The 22,663-nt window shown below is 59.1% G+C and carries 23 protein-coding genes and 3 tRNA genes; 15 read left to right on the top strand and 11 right to left on the bottom strand.

Features of this window, described 5'->3' with window-relative positions; all coding sequences use genetic code 11:
* Positions 1 to 136: PhzF family phenazine biosynthesis protein (locus VMS83_RS07030; protein ID WP_325411234.1), on the bottom strand; the 136-nt coding region annotated here is incomplete at its 3' end.
* Between the two features lie 363 nt (positions 137 to 499).
* Positions 500 to 669, bottom strand: a tRNA-Trp gene (locus VMS83_RS07025).
* A gap of 231 nt (positions 670 to 900) precedes the next feature.
* Between VMS83_RS07025 and VMS83_RS07020 the strand changes: the two genes are divergently transcribed.
* Positions 901 to 2,601, top strand: a complete 1,701-nt coding sequence (locus tag VMS83_RS07020) for an AMP-binding protein (protein ID WP_325411232.1) — start codon at positions 901 to 903, stop codon at positions 2,599 to 2,601.
* 311 nt (positions 2,602 to 2,912) lie between these two features.
* Here the strand turns inward: VMS83_RS07020 and VMS83_RS07015 are convergent, their stop codons facing one another.
* From VMS83_RS07015 to VMS83_RS07000, 4 genes are read right to left on the bottom strand one after another with little or no spacing between them, the layout of a single operon-like run.
* Positions 2,913 to 4,376 (bottom strand): MFS transporter, encoded by a 1,464-nt coding sequence (locus VMS83_RS07015; protein ID WP_325411229.1) that lies wholly within the window; start codon positions 4,374 to 4,376, stop codon positions 2,913 to 2,915.
* A 42-nt stretch (positions 4,377 to 4,418) separates the two neighbouring features.
* Positions 4,419 to 4,607 carry a hypothetical protein gene (locus VMS83_RS07010; protein WP_325411227.1) on the bottom strand — a complete coding sequence of 63 codons (189 nt, stop codon included), beginning with the start codon at positions 4,605 to 4,607 and terminating at the stop codon, positions 4,419 to 4,421.
* A gap of 55 nt (positions 4,608 to 4,662) precedes the next feature.
* Positions 4,663 to 5,991 carry an amidohydrolase family protein gene (locus VMS83_RS07005; RefSeq protein WP_325411225.1) on the bottom strand — a complete coding sequence of 443 codons (1,329 nt, stop codon included), beginning with the start codon at positions 5,989 to 5,991 and terminating at the stop codon, positions 4,663 to 4,665.
* Between the two features lie 19 nt (positions 5,992 to 6,010).
* Positions 6,011 to 6,682: an MTAP family purine nucleoside phosphorylase gene (locus VMS83_RS07000; RefSeq protein ID WP_325411223.1), complete on the bottom strand. Its 672-nt coding sequence runs from the start codon at positions 6,680 to 6,682 to the stop codon at positions 6,011 to 6,013.
* A 164-nt stretch (positions 6,683 to 6,846) separates the two neighbouring features.
* Between VMS83_RS07000 and VMS83_RS06995 the strand changes: the two genes are divergently transcribed.
* The 6 genes from VMS83_RS06995 to VMS83_RS06970 all read left to right on the top strand — a co-directional run bounded on the left by VMS83_RS06995 (position 6,847) and on the right by VMS83_RS06970 (position 11,898).
* Positions 6,847 to 8,049 (top strand): nicotinate phosphoribosyltransferase, encoded by a 1,203-nt coding sequence (locus VMS83_RS06995; protein ID WP_325411221.1) that lies wholly within the window; start codon positions 6,847 to 6,849, stop codon positions 8,047 to 8,049.
* Between the two features lie 71 nt (positions 8,050 to 8,120).
* A tRNA-Ala gene (locus tag VMS83_RS06990) sits at positions 8,121 to 8,192 on the top strand.
* Between the two features lie 127 nt (positions 8,193 to 8,319).
* Entirely contained in the window at positions 8,320 to 8,949 is a 630-nt protein-coding gene (locus VMS83_RS06985) for a DUF47 domain-containing protein (RefSeq protein ID WP_325411219.1), read from the top strand.
* Positions 8,946 to 10,139 carry an inorganic phosphate transporter gene (locus tag VMS83_RS06980; RefSeq protein ID WP_325411217.1) on the top strand — a complete coding sequence of 398 codons (1,194 nt, stop codon included), beginning with the start codon at positions 8,946 to 8,948 and terminating at the stop codon, positions 10,137 to 10,139. The genes VMS83_RS06985 and VMS83_RS06980 overlap by 4 nt, the downstream gene beginning before the upstream one ends.
* 58 nt (positions 10,140 to 10,197) lie before the next feature.
* A complete protein-coding gene (locus VMS83_RS06975) occupies positions 10,198 to 10,827 on the top strand; it encodes a DUF47 domain-containing protein (RefSeq protein ID WP_325411215.1) in 630 nt (209 codons plus the stop codon).
* Positions 10,828 to 10,866: 39 nt separating this feature from the next.
* The gene (locus VMS83_RS06970; RefSeq protein WP_325411213.1) at positions 10,867 to 11,898 is read left to right on the top strand and encodes an inorganic phosphate transporter; all 1,032 of its coding nucleotides are present in this window, start codon (positions 10,867 to 10,869) and stop codon (positions 11,896 to 11,898) included.
* A 40-nt stretch (positions 11,899 to 11,938) separates the two neighbouring features.
* Here VMS83_RS06970 and nth read toward each other — a convergent pair whose 3' ends face one another.
* From nth to pyrH, 3 genes are all read right to left on the bottom strand, one after another.
* Positions 11,939 to 12,607: an endonuclease III gene (gene nth, locus VMS83_RS06965; RefSeq protein WP_325411211.1), complete on the bottom strand. Its 669-nt coding sequence runs from the start codon at positions 12,605 to 12,607 to the stop codon at positions 11,939 to 11,941.
* A gap of 4 nt (positions 12,608 to 12,611) precedes the next feature.
* Positions 12,612 to 12,686: transfer RNA gene (locus tag VMS83_RS06960), tRNA-Pro, on the bottom strand.
* A gap of 62 nt (positions 12,687 to 12,748) precedes the next feature.
* Positions 12,749 to 13,453 (bottom strand): UMP kinase, encoded by a 705-nt coding sequence (gene pyrH / locus VMS83_RS06955; protein WP_325411210.1) that lies wholly within the window; start codon positions 13,451 to 13,453, stop codon positions 12,749 to 12,751.
* 55 nt (positions 13,454 to 13,508) lie between these two features.
* Between pyrH and VMS83_RS06950 the strand changes: the two genes are divergently transcribed.
* The 8 genes from VMS83_RS06950 (at position 13,509) to VMS83_RS06915 (ending at position 20,317) form a co-directional block, all read left to right on the top strand.
* Positions 13,509 to 13,673: a hypothetical protein gene (locus tag VMS83_RS06950; RefSeq protein ID WP_325411208.1), complete on the top strand. Its 165-nt coding sequence runs from the start codon at positions 13,509 to 13,511 to the stop codon at positions 13,671 to 13,673.
* A gap of 6 nt (positions 13,674 to 13,679) precedes the next feature.
* Complete coding sequence (amrS, locus tag VMS83_RS06945; protein ID WP_325411206.1) at positions 13,680 to 14,690, top strand: AmmeMemoRadiSam system radical SAM enzyme; 1,011 nt, start codon at positions 13,680 to 13,682, stop codon at positions 14,688 to 14,690.
* A complete protein-coding gene (locus tag VMS83_RS06940) occupies positions 14,683 to 15,168 on the top strand; it encodes a Mut7-C RNAse domain-containing protein (protein ID WP_325411204.1) in 486 nt (161 codons plus the stop codon). Before amrS ends, VMS83_RS06940 begins: the two co-directional genes overlap by 8 nt.
* A 523-nt stretch (positions 15,169 to 15,691) precedes the next feature.
* Positions 15,692 to 17,068, top strand: coding sequence for a hypothetical protein (locus tag VMS83_RS06935; RefSeq protein WP_325411202.1), 1,377 nt, complete (start codon positions 15,692 to 15,694; stop codon positions 17,066 to 17,068).
* 10 nt (positions 17,069 to 17,078) lie between these two features.
* Complete coding sequence (locus tag VMS83_RS06930; protein ID WP_325411200.1) at positions 17,079 to 17,759, top strand: ABC transporter ATP-binding protein; 681 nt, start codon at positions 17,079 to 17,081, stop codon at positions 17,757 to 17,759.
* Positions 17,756 to 18,979 carry an ABC transporter permease gene (locus tag VMS83_RS06925; protein WP_325411198.1) on the top strand — a complete coding sequence of 408 codons (1,224 nt, stop codon included), beginning with the start codon at positions 17,756 to 17,758 and terminating at the stop codon, positions 18,977 to 18,979. The genes VMS83_RS06930 and VMS83_RS06925 overlap by 4 nt, the downstream gene beginning before the upstream one ends.
* A complete protein-coding gene (locus VMS83_RS06920; RefSeq protein WP_325411196.1) occupies positions 18,979 to 19,104 on the top strand; it encodes a hypothetical protein in 126 nt (41 codons plus the stop codon). Before VMS83_RS06925 ends, VMS83_RS06920 begins: the two co-directional genes overlap by 1 nt.
* Positions 19,105 to 19,927: 823 nt before the next feature.
* Entirely contained in the window at positions 19,928 to 20,317 is a 390-nt protein-coding gene (locus VMS83_RS06915; RefSeq protein WP_325411194.1) for a hypothetical protein, read from the top strand.
* A 74-nt stretch (positions 20,318 to 20,391) separates the two neighbouring features.
* Here the strand turns inward: VMS83_RS06915 and VMS83_RS06910 are convergent, their stop codons facing one another.
* Positions 20,392 to 22,359 (bottom strand): protein kinase domain-containing protein, encoded by a 1,968-nt coding sequence (locus VMS83_RS06910; protein WP_325411192.1) that lies wholly within the window; start codon positions 22,357 to 22,359, stop codon positions 20,392 to 20,394.
* A gap of 49 nt (positions 22,360 to 22,408) precedes the next feature.
* Positions 22,409 to 22,663 (bottom strand): FHA domain-containing protein (locus VMS83_RS06905; RefSeq protein WP_325411190.1); only part of this gene is annotated, 255 nt, incomplete at its 5' end.

The raw sequence follows: 22,663 nt of genomic DNA, 5'->3' as shown, positions 1-22,663 counted from the left end.
CCGAGTGTTTCAGTTCGGCTGCCACCTGCTGCATCCAGCCCGGTTCGGCAGGGCCGTCCAGGATGCAGACCGCGGCGGGGTTCCCGCGGAACGGGTAACCGGTAAAGGCATCGACAACGTGCAGCTCAGCGCTCATAAAAGGGGATTGCTATGCCGGCCGATAAAGTATACGGGGGATGCAATGATCACCAGTTCAGGATACGTAATCGTAAAGGAAAATCCCCCATAATTATCCGGAATTACAATGCCCTCCCGCCTCAGCCCCCTCCGGGACACGGCGGGGCAGGAAGTTTTCTCCGCGATAACTCCAACAGGGTTTCTGTTGTCCGGCCCTGATCCATTGTAAAGTATTTTTAGTCCCTTGCCCACCGCGGGGGTGTCCCTTCAGGGGCGGCAGGAGCCATCGTTCCGGTGAAGGATACCTGCCCCGGATTCGGAACAACCGGCGGTATAATATGGGCGGCTCGCTCTGCTCGCAAAAAAGACCATCACGAAAACGTGGGGTTGGTGAGATTTGAACTCACGATCGACGGGTCTCTCCGACATGCGCATCAGTGCTCCAACGGATCATCATCAATTCAGCAGACCCATTGTTCATCATCTGCGAGCACGTGTTAGAACGCAAAGACCGCTGGAGCCCGTCGCCATTCCGGGCTTGGCCACAACCCCGCCCATCATGAAGCGCCATCCGGCACAGCTGACTGTACAAAATCGTGCTGACGAAATTTAATTGTTTTCCCCGGAATAACCCTGCACCTGAAGGAACCCCGGCTCAGTTTCACCCCGTATCCCGGGGATCACTCCGATCAAAGCCACCGGTACCGGCCCGGTGGCGTGCCACTGCACCACTCCCCATTCCGGCCATCAGCCATATATCCTCTTATTACTCCATATTTTACGATGGACAAGGGCAGCTATACGTGCGGGACATCGGAATTCCCCCTGATGGGAATGACGATGGGGGAGATGATTGACCATATAGCGGCAAATTACCCGGAGACCGAGGCGATTGTCTCCGTTCACCAGAACATCCGCTGGACCTACCGGGAATTCCTCGAACGGATCAACCAGGTGGCCCGCGCCCTGATGGGGATGGGCGTGGAGAAAGGCGACCGTGTCGGCATCTGGGCGATGAACCATGCCGAATGGGTTGTAATCCAGTTTGCCACTGCAAAAATCGGGGCGATCATGGTGAACATCAACCCCGCCTACCGCACGTACGAGCTCGAGTACGTCCTCAAGCAGGCAGAGATCCAGACCCTCATCCTGCAGGGCCGGTTCAAGACCTCGGATTATGTCGGCATGTTCTACGAGGCCTGTCCCGAGGCCTACGAGCAGAAGCCCGGACGGATCTCGGTGGAGAAATTTCCCTTCCTGAAGAATGTCATCTTCATGGGCAACATCCCATACAACGGCACGTTCACCTGGGACGAATTCCTTGAAAAAGCAGAGGAGATCACCATGGATGAGGTCATAGAGCGCGGCGAGGCCCTTACCTTCGATGACCCCATCAACATCCAGTACACAAGCGGCACCACGGGATTCCCCAAAGGCGTTGTCCTCACCCACCACAGCGTCCTCAACAACGGCTACATCATCGGCGAAGGCATGCGGTTTACCAATAAAGACCGGCTCTGCATCCCCGTCCCGTTCTATCACTGCTTCGGCATGGTCCTCTCCAACATGGCCTGTGCCACCCACGGCACGACCATGGTATTACCCAGCCCCACGTTCGATGCCGAGGAAGTTTTAAAGACCATCGAAAAAGAGTGCTGCACCGCTGTCCACGGTGTCCCCACGATGTTCATCGCCGAGCTCACCCACCCCAACTTTTCAAAGTACAACCTCACCTCGCTGCGGACCGGGATCATGGCCGGCTCCCCCTGCCCGATTGAGGTGATGAAGCAGGTCAACACCCAGATGCATATGAGCGAGATCGTGATCGTGTACGGCCAGACCGAGACCTCGCCCGGCGTCACGATGACCACCACGAAAGACCCGCTCGATCGCCGGGTCACCACCGTCGGGAGGGCCTTCCCTCACACCGAGCTCAAGATCATCGACCCCAAGACCGGAAAGATCGTGCCCATGGGGGAGATTGGCGAGATCTGCGCCCGGGGCTACTGCGTGATGAAGTGCTATTACAACAACCCTTCGGCCACCCACGCAACGCTTGACAAGGACCGCTGGAACCACACTGGCGATCTCGCTACGATGGACGAGGAGGGCTACTTCAAGATCGTTGGCCGGTTAAAGGACATGGTGATCCGGGGCGGGGAGAACATCTACCCGCGGGAGATCGAGGAGTTCCTCCACCACAACGAGAAGATTTTTGACGTGTACGTGGTCGGTGTACCGGACATCAAGTACGGCGAGGAGCTCTGCGCATGGGTGAAGATGAAGCCGGGCCAGACCATGACCGAGCAGGATGTGAAGGATTACTGCAAGGGAAAGATCGCTCACTTCAAAATCCCGCGGTATGTCATGTTTGTCAACGATTTCCCCATCAATATCTCCGGCAAGATCCAGAAGTACCTGATGCGCGAAGAATCGATTAAGAAACTCGGGCTCGAAGCGGCAGAGAACATCAAGACAGCGTAAAGATAGGGAAGCAGGTCTTCCCGCAATTTTCTTTTTTGGCGAATGTTTTACGGGTAATGTACATTTTTGAAATGTTTCGGACTCTTTAAGGGGACTATCGCAAACGCCCCCGCGGCGGGCGAGGGACGGAGAACAATATCATCCGGACAATGGCCGGCTACCCAACCTGAACCTTTCAGTGTGCAAAAACCGTCCTGTCCCGCCGTGCCCCGCGAGGGGCCCTGAGGCGGGGAGCCATCGCAATCCGCACACGTGAAACTTCCGGTAGTTTTCAAACGAAATGCCCGTGCCAGATAAAAGGTGAGAAAACCTTATTCCCCCATCCCTGCCGGCCTCTCCTGTTTTCCCCGGGCAAGGGAGAAGAAGATCCCGGCAACGCACATCACCGTGAAAAGGATAAATGCCCAGTGCAGGCTCTGGGTGAACTGCGGGTAGTTCGCGGGGGTGATCTCCACCTGCCCGATCACGATAGCAAAGATCATCATCGCAATCCCCATGGAGAGCATCTGGCCTAGCAGCCGCATCGTGGAGTTGATGCCCGATGCAACGCCGTAATACCGCTTGTCCACCGCGCTCATGATCGCATTAATGTTCGGTGATGAGAAGAGACCAAAGCCGACACCGAGGATGATAAGCACCGCGATGATGTACCAGAGCGGGGTCGACTCGTTGAGGAAGACAAAGAGGAAGAGCCCGAGTGCGGTCAGCCCCATACCCAGCGACGAAAGCACCTGGGAATCATGCTTGTCCGAGAGCTTCCCCGCAAACGGGGAGACGATCATCTGGAAAAACGGCGCAGCGATAAGGATGAACCCGGCATATTCCGCCGAGAACCCCTTGGTGTACTGGAGGTCGAGGCTGAGCAGGAAAGCGACCGCATAGGTAGCGGAATAATTGATCAGTGCAGCGATATTCGAGAACGCAAAGATCCGGCTCCTGAAAAAGAGCTGCATATCCAGGACAGGGTTCGGCAGCCGCTGCTCAAACCACACGAATGCAGCGATGAGCGCGATACCGGCGACCACGAGCACGCCCCCGCTTACGTCGGGAAGTACAGAGAAGCCGACCATGAGCGCGATCAGGCCGAAACTATAGATGAGCGACCCCGTGAGATCAAATTTCTCACCAACGCATTCCGCCCATTCGCCCCGGAGCTTCCAGACAATCAGGACCGCGGCGGCGATCGCGATGGGCACGTTGATGTAGAAGATACTGCGCCAGCCGAAGATGTCGGTCAGGATGCCACCAAAGAACGGCCCGAGGGAGAGGCCCAGGTACACGGAGGTGATGTAGATCCCAAGTGCCTTTCCCCGTTCGCCCGGGGGAAAGACGGCTGTCAGGATGGCAATCGCGGTGCCAAAGATCATGGCCGCCCCGATCCCCTGGATAACCCGTACGGCAATCATCTGCTGTTCGGTGGCCACAAGGGTCATGATAAACGAGGCTGCACCAAAGACGCAGATCCCCCACAGAAAAATCTTCTTCCTGCCGTAAATGTCGGCGAGCTTCCCGAAGGGGACTAAAAAGAGGGCCGAGGCAAGGAGGTACGCGGTCGCCACCCAGGAGAGCGATATGGCGTCCATGTGGAACGCGGAGCCGATCGTGGGGAGCGCGATATTGACCGCCGAGCCGTCAAAGGGAGTGAGGAACCCGGCAAGGATGGCAATCAGAAGGACAATACGCTTTTCCGTAGGAGAGACCGCAAAGGCCGGCGTCCGGCAGATCGCCGGGTCCGTGCAGGCAGAATCCGGGGAGGCAGGGGCATCGGGAGTCATGGCGGACAGGTCCGGGGAAAGAGAAAGGTGGGGAAAGTCCTGTTACAGCACCACGCCGAACCAGGCCATATACGACAGGATCACCATGATGACGACGAGCACGATCAGGATCTTATACGAGCACTTCTCACAGATCCCGAGATAAGAAGGGTGGCAGTCATGGCAGTACTCGGATTTACAGACACGGCAGGTCTTTGAGTGTTCATGCGGGTGATCGTCACAGTGCGTCATACGTCACCGGTTCGGTGCGAAATGGTAAAGATGTGTCGGATTTGACACCACATTTCTACGCCGTGGACTGCGCACGCTTTACCAGCTGCGCGGCAGCCTGGGACGCCCCGGCAAGGATCTCTGCCTCGCCCGGGATCTCGTGCTCCAGCATCAGCACCCGGCCGGCGCAGATCGTGGTCTCCACGGCAGCCCCGCTGCAGGCATAGACCAGGTTCGAGGCTGCATTGTGCAGCGGCGTGTTGCAGGGAATACGGTTCGAAACGAGGATAAGATCGGCCGGTGCCCCGGCGGTAAGCGTCCCGGCACCAAAGCCAAGCGCCTTTGCCCCGTTTGTCGTTGCCATGGCAAGGGCCGCGGGGGCTGCAAGGATGGTCGGATCGTTCCAGAAGAACTTCTGGAGGAGTGCCGCGATCTTCATCTCCTCGAAGAGGTCGAGGTTATTGTTCGAGGCGCAGCCATCAGTCCCCAGACAGACGTTTGCCCCGGCGTGAACGAGTTCGCGGTAAGGCAGGGCACGGTGGGTGGCAAGCTTCATGTTGCTCGCCGGGTTGTGTGAGACCGAGACGCCGCGTTTGCCCAAAAGCGCACATTCGGCGTCGTCCAGCCAGCAGCCATGCGCCGCGATCGTCTTCGGGCCAAGGACACCGCACTCGTCCAGCAGCGCTGCCGGCCGTTTTTTGTGCTGCGCAACGCAGTCGTTTACTTCCTTCTCCGTCTCTGAAAGATGGATGTGGAGGGGGATATCCTGTTCGCGGGAAAACTCCGCACACCATTTCAGGCCCTCGGGCGAGACCGTGTAGGGCGCATGGGGACCAGTAGCGGCGTGGATCCGGGGATTGGCAAGTTTCCGGATATGAGCCGCGAGCGCCTCGGTGGCCCGGCACTCGTGTTCCCGTTTTGCCGCATCGCCGAGATCGATAAAACCGTAGCAGAGCAGGGCCCGGATACCGGCCTCGTCCACGGCCCGGGCGGCGTCCTCCATGAAGAAGTACATATCGTTAAAGGCGGTGGTCCCGGTCCGGATCATCTCAAGGCAGGCAAGCTTCGTGCCCCAGTACACGTCCTCGCCGGTCAGGTGGGCTTCGAGCGGCCAGATCTTCTGGGAGAGCCAGTCCTGCAGGATCATGTCGTCCGCGTAGCCCCGGAGAAGCGACATCGCCGCATGGGTATGGGTGTTGGAAAGCCCGGGCAGCACGAGTGCGCCGTCGCCTTCGATAATATACTCCGCCTCGCCCCGGTGGCGCTTGCGGATCTCGTGCCCGATGTCGGTAATGGTCTCCGATGCATCGATGAAGATGTCCACCATGCCGGTGCCATCGTTGACGTTCGTGAGAAGAATCGATTTTTTCTTCTCGAAAATATCTGCGGATTCCTGAGTAATCATGCACTAACCTCCCTTGTTCCTATCCCATCTGTTTAATGATCGCCCCAAGGATCTCCCCGGTCCTCTGGCTGTAGGCCTTCGAGGTGGAGAGGATGTGGTCGAAGGTGAGCACATCGGTCCCCAGGCCGTTTGCATAATTGTCGATGGTGCAGAGCGCGGCAAACTCCATGCCGAGTTCGCAGGCAAGCGTTGCTTCCGAGGCCACTGTCATTCCCACGACATCGGCGATCTGTGAGAGGGCCGCCACTTCCGCCACCGTCTCGATCCGTGGCCCCCGGGTCTGGACATAAATGCCCCCGAGCCGGGCCTGCGGGACTACGGATGCAAGTTTCCGGGCAAGTGCCTGCGAGAGCTCCGGCCGGACATGCTCGATTGCGTTGTCGTGGATGGAGGGGATATCGGTCACGCTCACGTAATCGGTGGGTATCATGAGGGTCCCGGGCGGGATCTCCTTTTTGAGCGACCCCGTGGAGCCGAACGCAACGATCCGGTCAACGCCGGCGATCGCCATGGCGGCAAGGTTGGCCCGGTAGTTGATCCGGTGCGGCGGCAGGCCGTGCTGGTGGCGCATGAGCATGACGATATCGCCGCAGAGGAGCTCGGTGCTGCCAAAAGGCGTGGCCACGTCATCCTTTTTTAATTCCGGAAGCGTCGAGAAGAGCAGGCTCGTCCCGCCAATGATGCCAAGCATCAGGCGCGCCCCCCGCACGGACGGACCGGAGACCGGGATACAGGTATGTGCCGGACCATGGATTATCGAAAGGAGAGGTTGTGTGCCCCGGCACAAATAACTGGCGCCGGGGGATCAGGGCCGGCCAGTAAACGTAAAGAACGTCCCGGCCCCACACTCTTCTCATGGGCCTGTTCGATACCGTCAGCGATGAAATGATAAAACGCGGGGAGTGCACGGACATCTACTTTGTCCGCACCGGGGAAGTGCTCGGGAAGGAAAAGATAAACCCGCTCGTGTCCATGGAGGTGACCGCGGCAGCGCTCCCCGACACATGGGGCATCATCTGCGGTATGGCCGACGTGGTGGCCCTTCTCTCCGGGCTGCCGGTAACCGTCGAGGCCATGCCGGAGGGAACGCTCTTTTTTGCGGGCGAACCGGTGCTGCGCATCACCGGGCATTACCGGGACTTCTGCCGGTACGAGACCGCGATCCTCGGATTTCTCTGCCACGCCTCCGGGATCGCATCGGCAACCGCCCATATCATGTGCGAAGCAAAGGGCCGGCCCGTCTACTCCTTCGGATCCCGTCGGCAGCACCCGGCAATCGCGACCATGATCGAGCGGGCCGCGTGGATCGGGGGCGCGGACGGTGTCTCCAACACCTGCGCGCCGGCCGGCATGCCGGTGGTCGGCACCATGCCGCACGCGATGGTGATGTGTTTTCCCACGCCCGAGGACGCGTGGCGTGCCTTTGACCGCGACGCCCCAAAAGACGTCCCGCGCATTATGCTCTGCGACACCTACTGCGACGAGAAGACCGAGTCGCTGCGGGCCGCGGACTGCGGCGCCTCCGCGGTCCGGCTCGACACCCCCCGCTCCCGCCGGGGGAACATGCGGGCCATCATCGAGGAGGTCCGGTGGGAGCTGGACTCGCACGGGTACCCGCAGGTGAAGATCTTCCTCTCGGGCGGGGTCACAAAGGAGGATGTGATCGCGTACCGGGACTGTGTGGATGCGTTCGGGATCGGCGGGGCAATCGCAAATGCCCCCGTCATCGATTTTGCCATGGACATCGTGGAGATCGAGAAAAAGCCCAAAGCCAAACGGGGCAAACGCAGCGGAGTAAAACAGGTGTACGAACTGGTCTGCGGGAAGCACCGGACCCTGCCCGTGGGCCAGGTTCCGCCCGCAAATGCCACCCCGCTCTTAAAACCCTGCATTGCCGCCGGCCGGATCGTAACACAGCCCGATATGCAGGCGGCGCGCAAAAGGGTGCTCGCGTGGATCAGCCACACCATTGAGGAAGAGGGGGCAAAAAAGGAGCCGGTAAAAAAGAACGGGAAGAACGGCGGGCAAAAAAAGGTCCCGGCCACCCCGAAGGCCTGACCCGGAAGGCCCGGGCAGGGCGAACCTCCCACCCAATTCTTTTAACCTATGCCGTGCAACAATGTTAAAGCGGGCTGGTGGTAAAGTGGTATTACGCTCCCTTGGCATGGGAGAGGCCGCGGGTTCAATTCCCGCCCAGTCCATCCTTTTTGTTCTGCCGGAACGCTTTTTGTGAGAAATTATCTCTGATCGCACGGTTTTTGTTCCCGGCCCGGCACCACTCCCACGGATACTATTTATACTACCGGTTCTCTCGTTATTTTTGATATCATGCGAATCCGTGACCTGATCCTGCCCGAAGACCAGATCTTTTTTACGCTTTTCAAGGATATGGCGGCAAAGATCAAGGAAGCAGCCGAGACCTTAAACGAGATCACCCACGAGCTCCCCGGGGGTACGGAAAAGTCCCATAAGGTGCGCCAGATCGAGCACCTGGGCGACGAGACCACCCGCCACATTTACGAGCGCCTCAACGAGTCGCTCATTACGCCTCTCGAACCCGACGAGATCGCCCGCCTCGCCCCGGCCTTTGACGATGTGCTGGACAAGCTCGACTGGGTCACCCACCAGATCGCCACTTACGGCCTGGCACAGTCAGACGACGTGCTCAAGGAATATTCCTACCTCATCCTGATGACCGCCAACGAGATTACAGATGCCATGGACGCGCTCTCCACTCTCAGTAAGCCGGCCGATGTCAGCAGCCACGTCGTGGAGATCAGCCGGCTCTACAACCTCTCGGGAGAGCTCCTCTCCCGGGCCGTACTCGACCTGTTCAAGACACAGGACCTCCTCATGATCATCAAGCTCAAGGATATCTACGAGAGCATGGGAAAAGTGATGGAGAAGTGCAACGACGTCGGGCATGCACTGTCTGACATCTCGATGAGCCATTCATGACCGGCTACGACCCCGTTATCCTGTTTGGCATCTTCGTTGCCCTGGTGCTGAATTTTTTTAACGGCCTTACCGATGCAGCACAGGGAGTGGCAACGGTGGTCGCGACAAGGGCACTCTCCCCGGGAAAAGCGGTCTTTTTAACCGGGGTCTGCAACATGTTCGGGCCCTTTGTGTTCACGACTGCAGTCGCCGCCACCATCGGGACCGCCATCGTCTCTCCCGGCGCCATGACCCCGGCAACCATCATCGTGGGGATGCTTGCCTCGATCACGCTCGTCTTTTCTGCCACCCGGATCGGCATCCCCCTCTCCAGCAGCCATGCGCTGATCGGCGGGATCATCGGGGCGAGCGTGGCCGCTTTCGGTCTTTCAGCAGTTATCCTTCCTGCAGAAAGCGTGATCCTCCACGTACTTGCATGGGGTCTCTTTGGGGCACTCATCGGCGCCATCATCATATTTTTTGTTATGATCGCCCTGCATGGCGATGTCCGGCTCGGCCTTATGGTAGGAGCAGTCTGCGGGGCTGCAATGGCCGTACCGATCCTGATGGTCCTTGGTCTCCTCAAGCTCACCGGCCTCTTTGTGGTTGTCCTCTTCATCTTCATCTCCCCGGTGCTTGGCGCTACCATCGCGTTCCTCTTTGACCTGCTCGTCTCGCATCTCTTCCGGACCTCGCGCCAGAACCGGATGAAGCGGGTCTTTACCCCGCTCCAGGTCCTCGCATGTCTCTTCCAGGCCACCGGCCACGGGGCAAACGACGGGATGCACGCGGTGGGTGTGATCACCGCGCTTCTCGTCTCTGCCGGGCTCCTTGCCACCTTTGCGGTCCCCACCTGGGTGGTCCTGCTCTCGGCGATCGCGATCGGCCTTGGCACCTGCTTTGGCGGCTGGAAGGTGGTGGACCGGATGGCCAAAGGGATCACGAAGATCCGGCCCTACCAGGGGTTCTGTGCAGGAACGTCCGGCAGCACGACGCTTGCCTTTGTCACCACGCACGGTATCCCGGTCTCATCCAACCACGTGATCAGCGGGGCAATTGTCGGGGTCGGTGTCACCCGGGGGAAAAATGCCGTCCACTGGGATGTGGTACGCCAGATGATGACCGCATGGATCATCACCATTCCGCTTGCCGCGGTCTGTGCATGGGCCGGGTACATGGTTCTTACCCTGGTCACACCAGTTCTCCCGTGAGCGCAATATTTCGCTATATTTTTTAAGGTCTCCCGACTGATTACCAGTGGGTTTGTGTATGGGTTTACGGGAACTTCTGATACCGCAGGATAAGATCTTTTTCGAGATGTTTGAGCACCAGGCCGCAATATTGCGGGAGGCAGCCTACCAGCTCGTGGTCTTAAGCGAGGACTTCACCAATGTCCGGGAAAAACGGCATGCAATCGAGCTGCTGGAGCACCAGGGCGACCAGATCACCCACAGCATCTACGAGCAGCTGAACCGGACCTTTATTACGCCGCTCGACCCCGAGGAGATCTCCAAGCTAGCCTCGGCGCTCGATGACGTGATGGACAACATCGACAGCTCGGCAGAGAAGATGTTCTACTACGGTATCGACAACACCGATTCCCACATGGTGGAACTCTCCAAGCTGATCCACCTCTCCACGGTCGAGATCGAGGGTGCGGTCAAGGGGATCCGCTCGATCAAGGACCCGCGGTATGTCGAGGAGCGCTGCATCGAGGTAAACCGCCTCGAGAACCTAGCAGATGACGTGCTCGCCCATGCGGTGACCGATCTCTTCAGGACCAACGACGCGATCGCGATCATCAAGCTCAAGGACATCTACGAGAACCTTGAGACGGCGACCGACTACTGCGAGGACGTGGCAAACGTTCTTTCCGATATCGCCATCCGGCACTCGTGAGGTGGCAGCGGTGCCTACAGCGCAAAACGGAGGGAGCTCATGATCGAAGCCCCGCTGATCCTTATTGTGGCGATCATTGTCATCGCCCTGATCTTTGATTTTACCAACGGTTTCCATGACTCGGCCAACTCGATCTCTACGGTGGTCTCAACAAAAGTCCTCTCTCCACGGAACGCCGTGGTATTTGCAGCATTTTTTAACTTCCTTGCGGCGTTCGGTTTCGGGGTTGCGGTGGCAAACACGATCGCAAATATCGTAGAGCTCAACGTGGTCGCAGCCGTGATCATACCGTACATCATCCTCGCCGCCCTCACCGGGGCGATCAGCTGGAACCTGATCACCTGGTACTTTGGCCTGCCCACATCGTCATCCCACGCGCTGATCGGGGGCCTTGCCGGCGCCGGCATCTCCGCTGCAGGTCTCGTTGCCATCAAGTGGGCAACGGTGGGCCAGGTGGCGCTCTTCATGGTACTCTCCCCGATGATTGGGCTTACCTGCGGGTTCCTTTTTATGGCCGCAATCCTCTGGATCACAAGGAAGGCCAGCAAGCCGACCGCCGAAGGGTACTTCAAAAGGCTCCAGCTTTGCTCCGCAGCCGCGTACAGTTTCAGCCATGGGACAAACGACGCCCAGAAAACCATGGGGATCATCGTCCCGCTCCTCTTCTCCATCGGGTATTACAGTGCGAGTGCAGATACCAGCCACCTTCCGGTGCCATACTGGGTTATCATCATCTGCTACACCACCATCGCGCTCGGTACCCTCGCCGGGGGCTGGCGGATCGTGCGGACCATGGGGTACAAGATCACCAAGCTCCGCCCGGTCCACGGGTTTGCGGCAGAGACTGCCGGGGCTGCGACGATCCTTGGCGCATCGGCTGCCGGTATCCCGGTGAGCACGACGCACGTGATCTGCTCCTCCATCATGGGGGTGGGAACGACCATGGGTGCAAGCACGGTGAAATGGGGCGTTGCCCGGAGCATCGTGATCGCGTGGGTCCTCACCATCCCGATCAGTGCACTGATCGGGTACAGCGCGTTCCAGGCCATCCGGCTTGTGATCGGCAGTTAAAAAAAATGACAACGGGGCTAAAAAAACAGAATGCCCATTTTTACGATTTGCCCGTTTTCCGGTCGCCGGATAAATCCCGGTAGTACCGGCAGAATTTCTGTATCACGCATTCATCGCACAGCGGTTTTTTCGCATCGCAGGTAGTCCTCCCGTGAGCGATGAAGACGTCCGTGAGGTCCCCCCATTCGGCTTTCGGGAAAAGTGCCATGAGGTCCTTTTCGATCACCTTTACGTCATCCGTATCCGAGAACCCGATCCTCTCTGCGAGACGGCGCACGTGCGTGTCAACCGCGATCCCCTCGTTTTTGCCCAGCGCATGATAGAGGACGATGTTTGCAGTCTTCCTGCCCACCCCGGGGATGGAGAGCAGCTCGTCCATTGTTCCCGGTACCTCCCCGCCAAAAGTGTTGATGATGGTCGCTGATGCGGCGATGATGTTTTTTGCCTTGGCATGATAGTAGCCAAGGCTGTGGATGATCTTCTCCACGTCACTCACTTTTGCCTTCGAGAGTTTTTCCGGTGTGGGATAGTTCCCAAAGAGCGCCGGCTTCACCTTCAGGACTGCCTTGTCCGTGGTCTGGGCCGAGAGGATAGTGAGTATGAGTACCTCAAACGGTGTGCCCCGGCAGACTGTTGTCGGGGACTCGCGGGCATCCGGGTAGCGCTTTACCAGAAGCGAATAGATCCGCCGGGCGTCCTGTGCATTCATCACATGGGGTAGGGCGGATTCGAACCGCCGTCAAAGCGTCCCAAACGCTCTAGGATGGACCAGGCTACCCTACTACCCCGTATCCTGTACTATTTCCCACGATCGCTAAAAATACCTGTCATTGGCCGGAATGAAAAAAGATCAGAGAGGGAGGACTTTCTTCTTCGTGCTGCTCACGATCGAGCAGTCGCCCTTCCCGCGGAGCAGGACGGCAGAGAGGTTCTCCGGCCGGGTCCCGTCGAGCACCACGAGCGGGATGCTGCTGCGCTCCACGATACGGGCGGCGATGATATCGAGCACGTTGTGTGAACCGGCCCCGAGGCCTCCCTGGCTCACGATGGATAACAGTTGCCGGGGGGTGAGGGTCTTATGGTGCTTTGCACCGGCGTGGCTTTTTGGGTCCTTATCGTAGATCCCGTTCACCGAGGTCACGTTCACGAAGACATCTGCCTGCACCCGTTCCGCGAGCACCGCGGCAACGGCATCGGTGGTCTGTCCCGGTGTGATCCCGCCCATCACCACGATCTTTCTTGACTCGCCGAATTTCTTTGCCTCCGAATGGCTCTCGGCCACCTTGGGATAGGCGGCCTCCCCGAGGGCGGCAATCAGGAGCGTGGCGTTGAGCCGGGTAACAAGGATACCGATCTCGTCAGCGGTGCCCTCATCGATACCGAGCTTGCGTGCGATCGCGATGTAGTCCCGTGCGCCGCCCCCGCCCCCGACAACCACGAAGAGCCGGTGCTTAGCCGCGATCTCTTGTAAGACCGGGAGATAGGCCGCAATCCGGTTGTTCTCCAGTTCCGGGATCAGGATCGAGCCGCCCAGCGAGATAACGACCGTCTTCATCGCACTAGTTTTTGTACAGGATGCTCATATAGAGTTGTTCTAAGGAGGAATTCGCATGCTCTGCTGTCCGGTCTGCAAAGGTCGTAATATTTTCCCGGTGGCCGGGGGATACATGGGCCAGGTGTACCTTTGCAAGGACTGCAACTACCGGGGATCGTTTGTCCTCGAGATAGACGACGATACCCCGGAAGCAGGGGAGGAGACGGGTAGCGGGCGGTGATCGGGAATGCACGAGGCGCGCCAGTACGAGAGAAAAGAGAACAAGGCAGTGAAGTGTTCGCTCTGCAACCACCGCTGCACGATCGCCGAGAATAAACACGGGATCTGCGGTGTGCGGGAGAACACCGGCGGAACCCTGTATGCCACCACGTACGGTCTGGTAAGCGCCGAGGCGGTAGACCCGATCGAGAAAAAGCCGCTCTTCCACTACCTGCCCGGCACTCTCTCGTACTCCCTTGGCGGCATCGGGTGCAACTTCCGGTGCCAGCACTGCCAGAACTGGCAGATCTCGCAGGCCGATCGCACCACTGCCCGGCTGATGCCCCTTTCCCCGGAGGAGGGGGTAGCCCGCGCAATCGCGAGCGGGAGCGCGAGCATCTCCTGGACCTACAACGAGCCTACGATCTGGCACGAGTACACCCTCGACATGGGCACGCTCGCACGGGCCCGGGGCCTGGGGACCTGCTATGTCACCAACGGCTATATCACCGAGGAGGCCCTGCGGGAACTCTCCCCCATGCTCGCCGCGTACCGGGTGGACCTCAAGGCATTCACGGACGGGTTCTATAAAACGATCTGCGGGGCGCACCTCCAGCCGGTGCTCGACTCTGCGGTGGTGGCAAAAGAACTGGGGATGCACATCGAGACGGTGACGCTGGTTATCCCCGGCGCAAACGACAGTATGGAGGAGCTCGAGGCTCTCATCCGCTGGGTGATCGAGCACCTCGGCCCCGGTACCCCCATGCACTTCTCCGCATTCCACCCGGACTACAAGATGACGGACCGGGGTGCGACCGGGGCTGCCCTGCTCGAGAAGATCTGCACCCGGGCACAGGAACTCGGCCTCCGGTTCCCGTACGTGGGAAATGTGCCCCACAGCCGGTTCGAGAACACCACCTGCCCTGCCTGCGGTGCCCTGCTGATCGAGCGCCGGGGATTTTCAAGCCGGATCGCCGGCCTCGATGACCGGAAGTGCCGCAGCTGCGGCGAGAAGATCGAGATTGTGCGCCATGCCTGAACCTGCCGAGACCCGGTTTCTTGCCGACAGGATGCTTGGCACGCTCACCCGGTACCTCCGGTTCATGGGCTACGACACGGTCAGCGCAAACGGCTTTGGGACCGGCACTCCCGATGAGGATACCTGTCTTCTCAGTCTTGCAGCACGCGAGCACCGGATCCTCCTGACCCGGGACCACGAGCTGGCCCGGCGGGGAGGGGAACAGGCCGTGCTCGTGGTGGCCGGCGACGTACTCGCGCAGGTACGGCAGCTTGCGGATCTCGGCCTTGTCGAACACCGCCTCCCCATGAGCCGGTGCTCGCTCTGCAACACCGTGCTCCGGGGGGCAACTGAAGACGAGATCGCCTCTGCCCGGTACGCCCCGCACAACCAGGAGAGTTATACCTTCTTCTGGTGCGACCGGTGCGGGAAACTGTACTGGAACGGTTCGCACGGCCGGCGTCTCCAGGAACGGATTGCGTCCCGGCTCTCCTCCTGAAAAGAACGGAGGCCCGGGAAAGAACCCCTTTACAAAATTATTGCATTCCCCTTTTTTGCGCCCGCAAATCCCTGATGGGAGCGGGGCGCTGATAGCGATGCACTCCGGGTTTCCTTCACACAGATAGATCTGCAATTGTCCTGTTTTTCGTTCAGGTAATACGGCATCATCGCAAAAGGGGGACGGCCGGGCGGCGGGGGCGAAAGGCTTGCCGGAGCCCCCAAGAGCGGAGATATCTCCTTCGGGCTTATCCGCATTTACCTGATTTTCCCACCTCCAACCGCTTTTTATCGACATGAAATTACTGAATCAGGACTGCCCGGTATAGTGAACCGCAGAGTTAAGGATATCCCGGTTTTTGTGCATAATTCCCCGCCCGGTATGCTGCCAATATATCTCTCCGGCCCGGGATGGGAAGGGAAAGAAAGCCCCGCGGTGGTATTGCCTTGCGCGAAACAACGCCCGGCCCCGCCCGGATAAAACGGGAAAACATCGCGGGAAAAGGAAAAAAACAGGAGTAAACATGAAGATACAATGGGGAATTCTGGGATGCCTGCTGATCCTGTTACTGGTATCAGCGGTCTCTGCGGACAGTTCATCTGCCAGTACATCCAGTACCACGAGCAGTACCAGCAGTTCATCATCAAGTTCAAGTACATCAGTTGACCAGGCGGCCCTGGTCTATGTCTCGAATGTCAGCCTGGATACCGGGGAGTACTTCCCCGGGGATGAAGGAACGCTTACCGTCACCCTCACCAACAGCGGTACATCAGCGATCGGGCTGGAAGACCCGACCCTTATTAGTTCACATATCAGTACCCAGTCCGACGACTGGGAAGGAATGAGTTTCGTCGGTGCCGGCTCAACGCTCACCTACACGATCCCGTTTGTGGTAAAACCGCCGTGCGGCACCTATTTCGCGCTCTTTACCATCGCCACACAGAACGGGAACGCCATCCATTACCCGGTAAAGATCAAGATCAGTTCTAACACGCTGGCGGGTGCCATCACCTCGAAACCGACCTCGTTTGCTCCTGAAGCCGAGCAGAACGTGACGCTCACCCTGATGAACACCCGGAGCGGGGATATTAACAATGTCGTGATCACCCCGGAGGGTTCAGGGATTGATGCAAACCCGTCGGTGGAACTGGTCCCCTCCATAGATGCCGGCAGTTCCTCGGATGTGATCTGCGGTATCACACCCCACCAGGGCACAGATATTACCTTTAATATCAGCTACCAGGTCGGGGATAACACCCATTATACCGATGTTGACCTGCCTATAGCGGTGGGCCAGGACAAGACCGCTGCCGTGCCGGTGGTCAACGATGTGGAACTCACCTCGTCAGGCACGACAGATGAGATCACCGGTGATGTCACCAATGCCGGGATCTCGAACGCCTACGGGGTGACTGTCACGGTCGGGTCGCCGGCCGTTGCCACCGGGACCTACCCGGAGTATGCCATTGGCAGCATTGCTTCCGATGATTCCGGAAGTTTCGATGTTACGTTTACCACAAATGATCTCTCTGCCGTCCCGCTGGTCGTCAGCTGGAAGGATTCCTCGGGAAACGACTATAATATTACAAAGACGCTCAATCTCGGCACCTCAGGTGCGGCAGGCAGTGCCACCGGCAGCAGTAGTACCGCAAAGACCACCTCGTCCTCCGGTTCGACGGATTCCATGGGTGGCCCCGGTGATATGAGCGGCGGCCCGGGCGGAATGGGAGGGCCGGGTGGCAGTAGCAGCAGTAGCGTCACCTCGCTCTTCTCGGGAAGCAAGGGTGGCGGGATCAGCGCGTTCTACCCGGTGATAGGGGCCGCAGTCATTCTTATTGCCGGCATTGTCCTGTGGAAAAAGCGGAAATGGATCCTCGCAAAAGTGCACAAGAAGCAGTGAGGGATCGGATATGACCGATACTCCCGTTATCCAGCTTGTGGACGTGACCAAGACCTATCATCTGGAGAGCGGAGATTTTACCGCTCTCGATCATGTCTCCCTTGAGATCCTGGAGAATGATTTTGTCGCTATCATGGGACCCTCCGGTTCCGGCAAATCAACCATGATGAACCAGCTGGGGATCCTTGATGTCCCCTCCTCGGGAAAGCTGTATATCGACGGAAAAGACGTGGCAATGCTCTCCAGCCTCGAGCGGACACACATGCGCCGGGATACAATCGGGTACATCTTCCAGAAGTTCTACCTGATCCCCCTCCTCTCGGCTTACGAAAACGTGGAATACCCGCTTATCCTGAAATACAAAAAAAGGGATACGACCGGCAAGGCCTCTGCGCTTCTCGAAGCAGTGGGCATCGATAAGGACATGAGCGCCCACCGGCCCACCCAGCTCTCGGGAGGACAGCAGCAGCGCGTGGCCATTGCCCGGGCGCTTGTTAACGACCCAAAGATCCTTCTCTGCGATGAGCCGACCGGGAATCTGGACAGCAGGACCGGGTTCCAGATCATGGATATCCTCTGCGGGCTGCACCGGGAGGGAAAGACGGTGATCATCGTGACCCATGACCCTAATATCGCCGAGTACGCCCACCGTACCATCAGGCTCGTGGACGGGAGGGTTGCAGAATCATGATGAAAGGAGACATCTTCTTTAACCTCTCTGTCCGGAGTGTGCGGCTGAACTTCCTGCGGTCGATGCTCGCGGCAATAGGCATCGTGATCGGCGTTGTAGCAATCTCGTCAATGGGAATGCTCGGCACCAACATGCAGCTGGAAGTCAAAGAACAGCTGTCGGCAACGGCAAACACCATTGTTATATCCTCGGATACGGTCAGGATGGGGCCGCCTGGATTCAACCCGTCGTCATCATCTGCTTCCGGGGTGACCAAGACAGAGCTGACAAAGATCACCTCGGTCGTAGGAACGAACGGGACGGTAATCCCCATCTATTCCACAACCGGCGAATTCACGATCAATTCCGTTGCCGGCAGGGGAGAGATCTACGGCATTGATCCCGGTGATATCGGGAAGTTCCTCACCTTAAACCAGACCTATGGCAACGGGACAACGGAGATCGGAACAGGCGAGGTCCTGGTCGGGTCAGAACTTGCCCAGGAGTTCAACCTCAAGGTAGGGACCCGGATCCGGATCGGATCTTTTGACTCCACCTCCCGGCCTGAGCTCCGGATCGCCGGTGTTCTTCAATCCCGGGGAACGGTCGCTGACGGGGTCTCAACGGACAACGCGGTCGTGGTAAACAGCAACTGGTATACTGACCAGTACGGCGGGAAGAACGAGTGGACCCAGGTGAACGTGATTGTCAAAGACACCGACAACATCAGCGACATTGAAAGTGCAATAAATGACAAGGTCAACACCAACGCAAAAACCCCGGCAGTAAGGATCACGGATGCGTCATCGCAGCTCGCAACCGAGACCTCAACGCTCTCCACGGTGACCACGTTCATTATGGCGATCGGGGGGATCTCGCTCCTTGTTGCCGCGGTGAGCATCTTCAACGTGATGATGATGTCGGTCTCCGAGCGGATCCAGGAGATCGGTATCCTGCTCTCTATAGGCACGGAAAAAGGCGAGGTGCGCCGGATGTTCATGTATGAAGCCTTCATTCTCGGGCTCCTCGGGGCCGGGATCGGCGGTGCCGCCAGCCTGGTCATCGGGTATTCCGTAGTGGACGCGATGATCGGCACGACGGCGTACTTCTTCCAGCCGGCCAGCATCCTGTACGTCCCTGCAGCCATGCTCATCGGCGTGGTGGTCTGCGTAATCTCGGGGGTCTACCCGGCATGGAGGGCCTCGAACATGGACCCGATCGATGCCCTGAGGAGTGAGTGATGGAAGAGAAAGCCCCTTCGGCGCTGATGAACTATTACCTCCGCCGGGTCATTGCACGGATCGTGGTACCCAGGCCTGTGCGGGTAACGCGGGCACAGGGTCGCAGGGAACACCGGCCCCGGTAAGGACAGCACGGCCGGCCCCTCTCTTTTTTGTCCGCCTGCCCGGGTACGGATACCTTATACCCGGTGGTTGAACCAATCGCGGATCCGGGTACATATTTTCACCCCGCCCATGCAGGGATTATATGACGTATCATCGCCCTCCCCATTCTGGTGAGTGAAGACGAGAAACAACACTCACTTTCGGGAGGTGAAGGGCAGAGAGCAGACAGCAGGCAGAAAAGCCGGCATCACATCCCCGGCGCGGGAAGAGAGGCTTACGGATATGACACGAACCCGCGCCCGGCACTGCTACCAGATCCACGGATGGGCCGGGAAACTCCGGAACACCCGTAAAAAAAGAAACAGAATACGAGCATGCAATCAGGAAAGGCAGGAAAAACCCGGTACCGTAGTGAAGGTACCAGCACGACAAGGATACAAACGGCTGCCCGGACCGATCTCCCCGATGATCCATAACAGGCGGGCAGCACATTCTTCACCGGCCGCGGGACCCGGAAGGGGACCTCTGGCAGTGCCCACCGGAACCCTTGCGGCCCTTGGGGATCCCCCGATCCCCCTTCTACCCTCTTTTATCACGCTTAACTTACAAGGACCAGAAACAGGGAGGCGGTTTGCGGCCGGGGGATATCTGTCACCAGCCGGTTCAATTAATCCCCCGTTGGGAAAGGATAACACCGGGCCCATGCAGCCAATATAATATACCCGGGGACAAGGAGGAGAGCGATTGATCTCTCCCCAGAGGAGAGGATCAACGAATCTACCCACAGAAGTCCGGCAAGATCGCATACCCTCCGAGGTCCTGCCGGAACAGGTGATACCTACCATGAAAAAGAGCACGATACTCATGCTGATCGGATCAGCACTCCTCATCGCAGTGATCCTGATTGCAGGCTGTACACAGAGCTCCACGACCGCATCGTCGTCCTCCGGTACAGCAGCCCAGTCCGTAACAGACAACCAGCAGGCAGCTGCCGGCACACCGTCCGGAACGCCTCCGGCGGGAGATCAGACCAACAGCACCGCACCCTCCGGGACTCCCCCGGCCGGGATGGCAAACGGCACCGCATCCTCCGGTACTGCACCCTCGGGCACCATGCCGTCGGGTACACCACCGGGCGGGATGATGAACGGTACGGCACCCTCCGGGTCGCCGCCCTCAGGATCGATGCCTTCCGGAGGCAAGCCCTCGGGAACACCCTCATCATCCGCGTAAGCACAGTATGATCCGTGGCCGGAACCGGCCGGGGATCTTTATTTTATTTTTTTATTCTGGGGGTGGCCCGATGGTCACCCGGAAAAACCGAGGCGGATGAGATCCGCGATCAGGTCCGCGACCGAGGGATACCGGTCCTGCGGCCTCTTCTTCAGGCATTTTCCGATGATCGCGTTGATGGCGTCCGCATGCCTGCCGGCGTTGACAGCCGGCACCGGCTCTTCGTGCAGGATCGCGTGGGAGATCTCCCCCATACCGTCCCCGGTAAACGGCACGCGGCCGGCCAGCATTTCGTAGAAGAGGACCCCCAGCTGGTAGATATCGGTCCAGGGCCCGGGTTCACCGTAAAGCGTGGGGGCCAGCTGCTCGGGGGCGGCGTATTCGAGGGAGAAGCCGATGATGCCCGACTGCTTTGTCCCCTCGGCCTTGGAGAGCCCCCAGTCGGTGATCTTGGGCGTCCCGTCGGGAGCGATGAGGATGTTGCCCGGCTTGATGTCCCGGTGCACGATCCCCCGTTCGTGGGCGTACCGGAGCCCTTCTGCGACCCCGATGAGGATTGACACGGCCTTTTCTTCGGGGAGGGGAAAATGCATCTCTGCAAGGGACGAGGCCACGTATTCCATCTCGATAAAGGGCATGGGGAAAATGTTTGCCGCGTACAGCTCCACGATGTTTGCGTGGTGGAGCCCTTCCCATATGGCAAGCTCCTTGGTGAACTGCGTCCCGGTCACCTCGTCGAACCGGATCGGAATCTTAACGGCAGCATCGCGGTTGTTCTTCTCGTCCCTGACCCGGAAGACCCGGGAGACCCCACCCTCCGCGATATATTCGGCATGGGGGTACTTCCTCTCAAGGGCCGCCGGCAGGCGGGCACCGTACTCGTGACCGGGCCGGGCCGTTGCGGCCGGGCCGGCAGGGCTCTGCACAATAGTTGCGTTTCTTGAGTCCCGGGCGGGGTCCGGTGCGGGAGCCGGGCCGTGTTTTTTCCTGCGGGACCGCTCGTACCAGATGCCACAGGCTGCAGAGATCACGATCGCTACGGGAATCAGATACCAGAAACCGATAAGAAAACCGATCAACGGGTTAGGGGGCTGTCCCTGTGGCCCCTGGCCGGAGGGGAGACCACCGGCGAGCGGGGACTGGCCCGAGATTCCCAAAGTAAGCGTGGGCTGGACACCCCCCTGCTGCAGGGAAGAGGGCAGTCCGCCCGGCGGGAACTGACCGGTCCCGCCAGTGAGATTGGTGTCCGGTGCGGATTTGGTGACCGTGTACGCCGAAGGGGGAGCGGCGAGCGGGGCGGTATCGGTGATCACCACGGCATTCTGGTCCTGTTGCCGGGAGGGGGAGATTGTATAGGGGGACGCACCGACCCCGTCACCGCTGGCATCGGTAATACCGGCCACCTGCCAGAAGTTCCCCAGCGGGCCGGTGAAATTCCCGCCCCGGTACTGGTACTCCTGCCCGGTTGAGGACCAGAAATTCTCGCCCGACTGGCTGACCGCATCTACCGTATTGTTGAGGGTGTTGAGGAAAATCCGGTTGGACCGGGAGGAGCGGTCCACATCGATACCGACCCCGTTTTCCGTGATGGTGTTCCCTGAAAGGACATTGTCGGACGCCGATTTGAGGGCGATTCCTGTAGCATGTCCCGAGACCGTGATCCCGCTGATCCGGTTGTTGTCCGAGAGCACGAGAAGGCCGGTGGAGGCATTGCCAAGGATTGACACGCCGTTCACGGTGATGCCGTCGGCGGAGAGCGTAAGGCCGGCACCGGAGCCGCCGGTAATAATCCGCGGAGGGTTTGCGGAATCGAGCGCCCCGAACACCAGGGACCGGTCGATAACGATATTCTCCGCGTACGTCCCGCCGGCAAGAAAGATACTGTCCCCGTTGCTCGCGTTCTCGATCACGTCCTGGATCGTCCCGGTGGTGCCGTTCGTACCGTAGGTAACAACCTTTGCGGATACCGGCCCGGTGGCAAGGATGAGGATCAGGGCAAAAAGTACCCCGGAAAAAACAGTGCTTCGATCTCCCCTTCGCATCTTCCAGCTCCTCACTTTCGGGCCCGGCAGGCCGGGTAATTCCGCCCGGTTATTTATCAGCGATGAACAGGAACCGGGCCGCGCTCTCCCCCAGTGCGCAGTCGATGACATCCCCATCCTTTAGGGAAGTCGGGTGGAACGGTGCAGAGAGTTCCGTGTTGATGTAGGTCCCGCCCAGGCTGCCCCGGTCCTCGATCTGCCAGCAGTCCCCTGCCCGGGAGATGACCGCGTGGGGCTTGGTGATCCGTGTCACCATGGCGTAATCCTCAGGGAGCACGATATCGGTCGTGGCCGTCCGCCCGGG

Origin of the sequence: Methanoregula sp. (genome assembly GCF_035543475.1) — an archaeon.
Lineage (GTDB): Archaea > Halobacteriota > Methanomicrobia > Methanomicrobiales > Methanospirillaceae > Methanoregula.
The sequence above is the reverse complement of the archived record's forward strand: the minus strand, read 5'-3'. Positions and strand labels throughout refer to the sequence as shown.

Bases quoted from the DNA above. Each gene is read 5' to 3' on its own strand.
- VMS83_RS06980 (WP_325411217.1), top strand. From the start codon at position 8,946: ATGACCGGCTACGACCCCGTTATCCTGTTTGGCATCTTCGTTGCCCTG.
- VMS83_RS06940 (WP_325411204.1), top strand. From the start codon at position 14,683: ATGCCTGAACCTGCCGAGACCCGGTTTCTTGCCGACAGGATGCTTGGC.
- VMS83_RS07015 (WP_325411229.1), bottom strand. From the start codon at position 4,376: ATGACTCCCGATGCCCCTGCCTCCCCGGATTCTGCCTGCACGGACCCG.
- VMS83_RS06925 (WP_325411198.1), top strand. From the start codon at position 17,756: ATGATGAAAGGAGACATCTTCTTTAACCTCTCTGTCCGGAGTGTGCGG.
- VMS83_RS06985 (WP_325411219.1), top strand. From the start codon at position 8,320: ATGCGAATCCGTGACCTGATCCTGCCCGAAGACCAGATCTTTTTTACG.
- amrS (WP_325411206.1), top strand. From the start codon at position 13,680: ATGCACGAGGCGCGCCAGTACGAGAGAAAAGAGAACAAGGCAGTGAAG.
- VMS83_RS06950 (WP_325411208.1), top strand. From the start codon at position 13,509: ATGCTCTGCTGTCCGGTCTGCAAAGGTCGTAATATTTTCCCGGTGGCC.
- VMS83_RS06970 (WP_325411213.1), top strand. From the start codon at position 10,867: ATGATCGAAGCCCCGCTGATCCTTATTGTGGCGATCATTGTCATCGCC.
- VMS83_RS06975 (WP_325411215.1), top strand. From the start codon at position 10,198: ATGGGTTTACGGGAACTTCTGATACCGCAGGATAAGATCTTTTTCGAG.
- VMS83_RS06920 (WP_325411196.1), top strand. From the start codon at position 18,979: ATGGAAGAGAAAGCCCCTTCGGCGCTGATGAACTATTACCTCCGCCGG.
- VMS83_RS07005 (WP_325411225.1), bottom strand. From the start codon at position 5,991: ATGATTACTCAGGAATCCGCAGATATTTTCGAGAAGAAAAAATCGATT.
- VMS83_RS06930 (WP_325411200.1), top strand. From the start codon at position 17,079: ATGACCGATACTCCCGTTATCCAGCTTGTGGACGTGACCAAGACCTAT.
- VMS83_RS06995 (WP_325411221.1), top strand. From the start codon at position 6,847: ATGGGCCTGTTCGATACCGTCAGCGATGAAATGATAAAACGCGGGGAG.
- pyrH (WP_325411210.1), bottom strand. From the start codon at position 13,453: ATGAAGACGGTCGTTATCTCGCTGGGCGGCTCGATCCTGATCCCGGAA.
- VMS83_RS07010 (WP_325411227.1), bottom strand. From the start codon at position 4,607: ATGACGCACTGTGACGATCACCCGCATGAACACTCAAAGACCTGCCGT.
- VMS83_RS07020 (WP_325411232.1), top strand. From the start codon at position 901: ATGGACAAGGGCAGCTATACGTGCGGGACATCGGAATTCCCCCTGATG.
- VMS83_RS07000 (WP_325411223.1), bottom strand. From the start codon at position 6,682: ATGCTTGGCATCATTGGCGGGACGAGCCTGCTCTTCTCGACGCTTCCG.
- nth (WP_325411211.1), bottom strand. From the start codon at position 12,607: ATGAATGCACAGGACGCCCGGCGGATCTATTCGCTTCTGGTAAAGCGC.
- VMS83_RS06935 (WP_325411202.1), top strand. From the start codon at position 15,692: ATGAAGATACAATGGGGAATTCTGGGATGCCTGCTGATCCTGTTACTG.
- VMS83_RS06915 (WP_325411194.1), top strand. From the start codon at position 19,928: ATGAAAAAGAGCACGATACTCATGCTGATCGGATCAGCACTCCTCATC.
- VMS83_RS06910 (WP_325411192.1), bottom strand. From the start codon at position 22,359: ATGCGAAGGGGAGATCGAAGCACTGTTTTTTCCGGGGTACTTTTTGCC.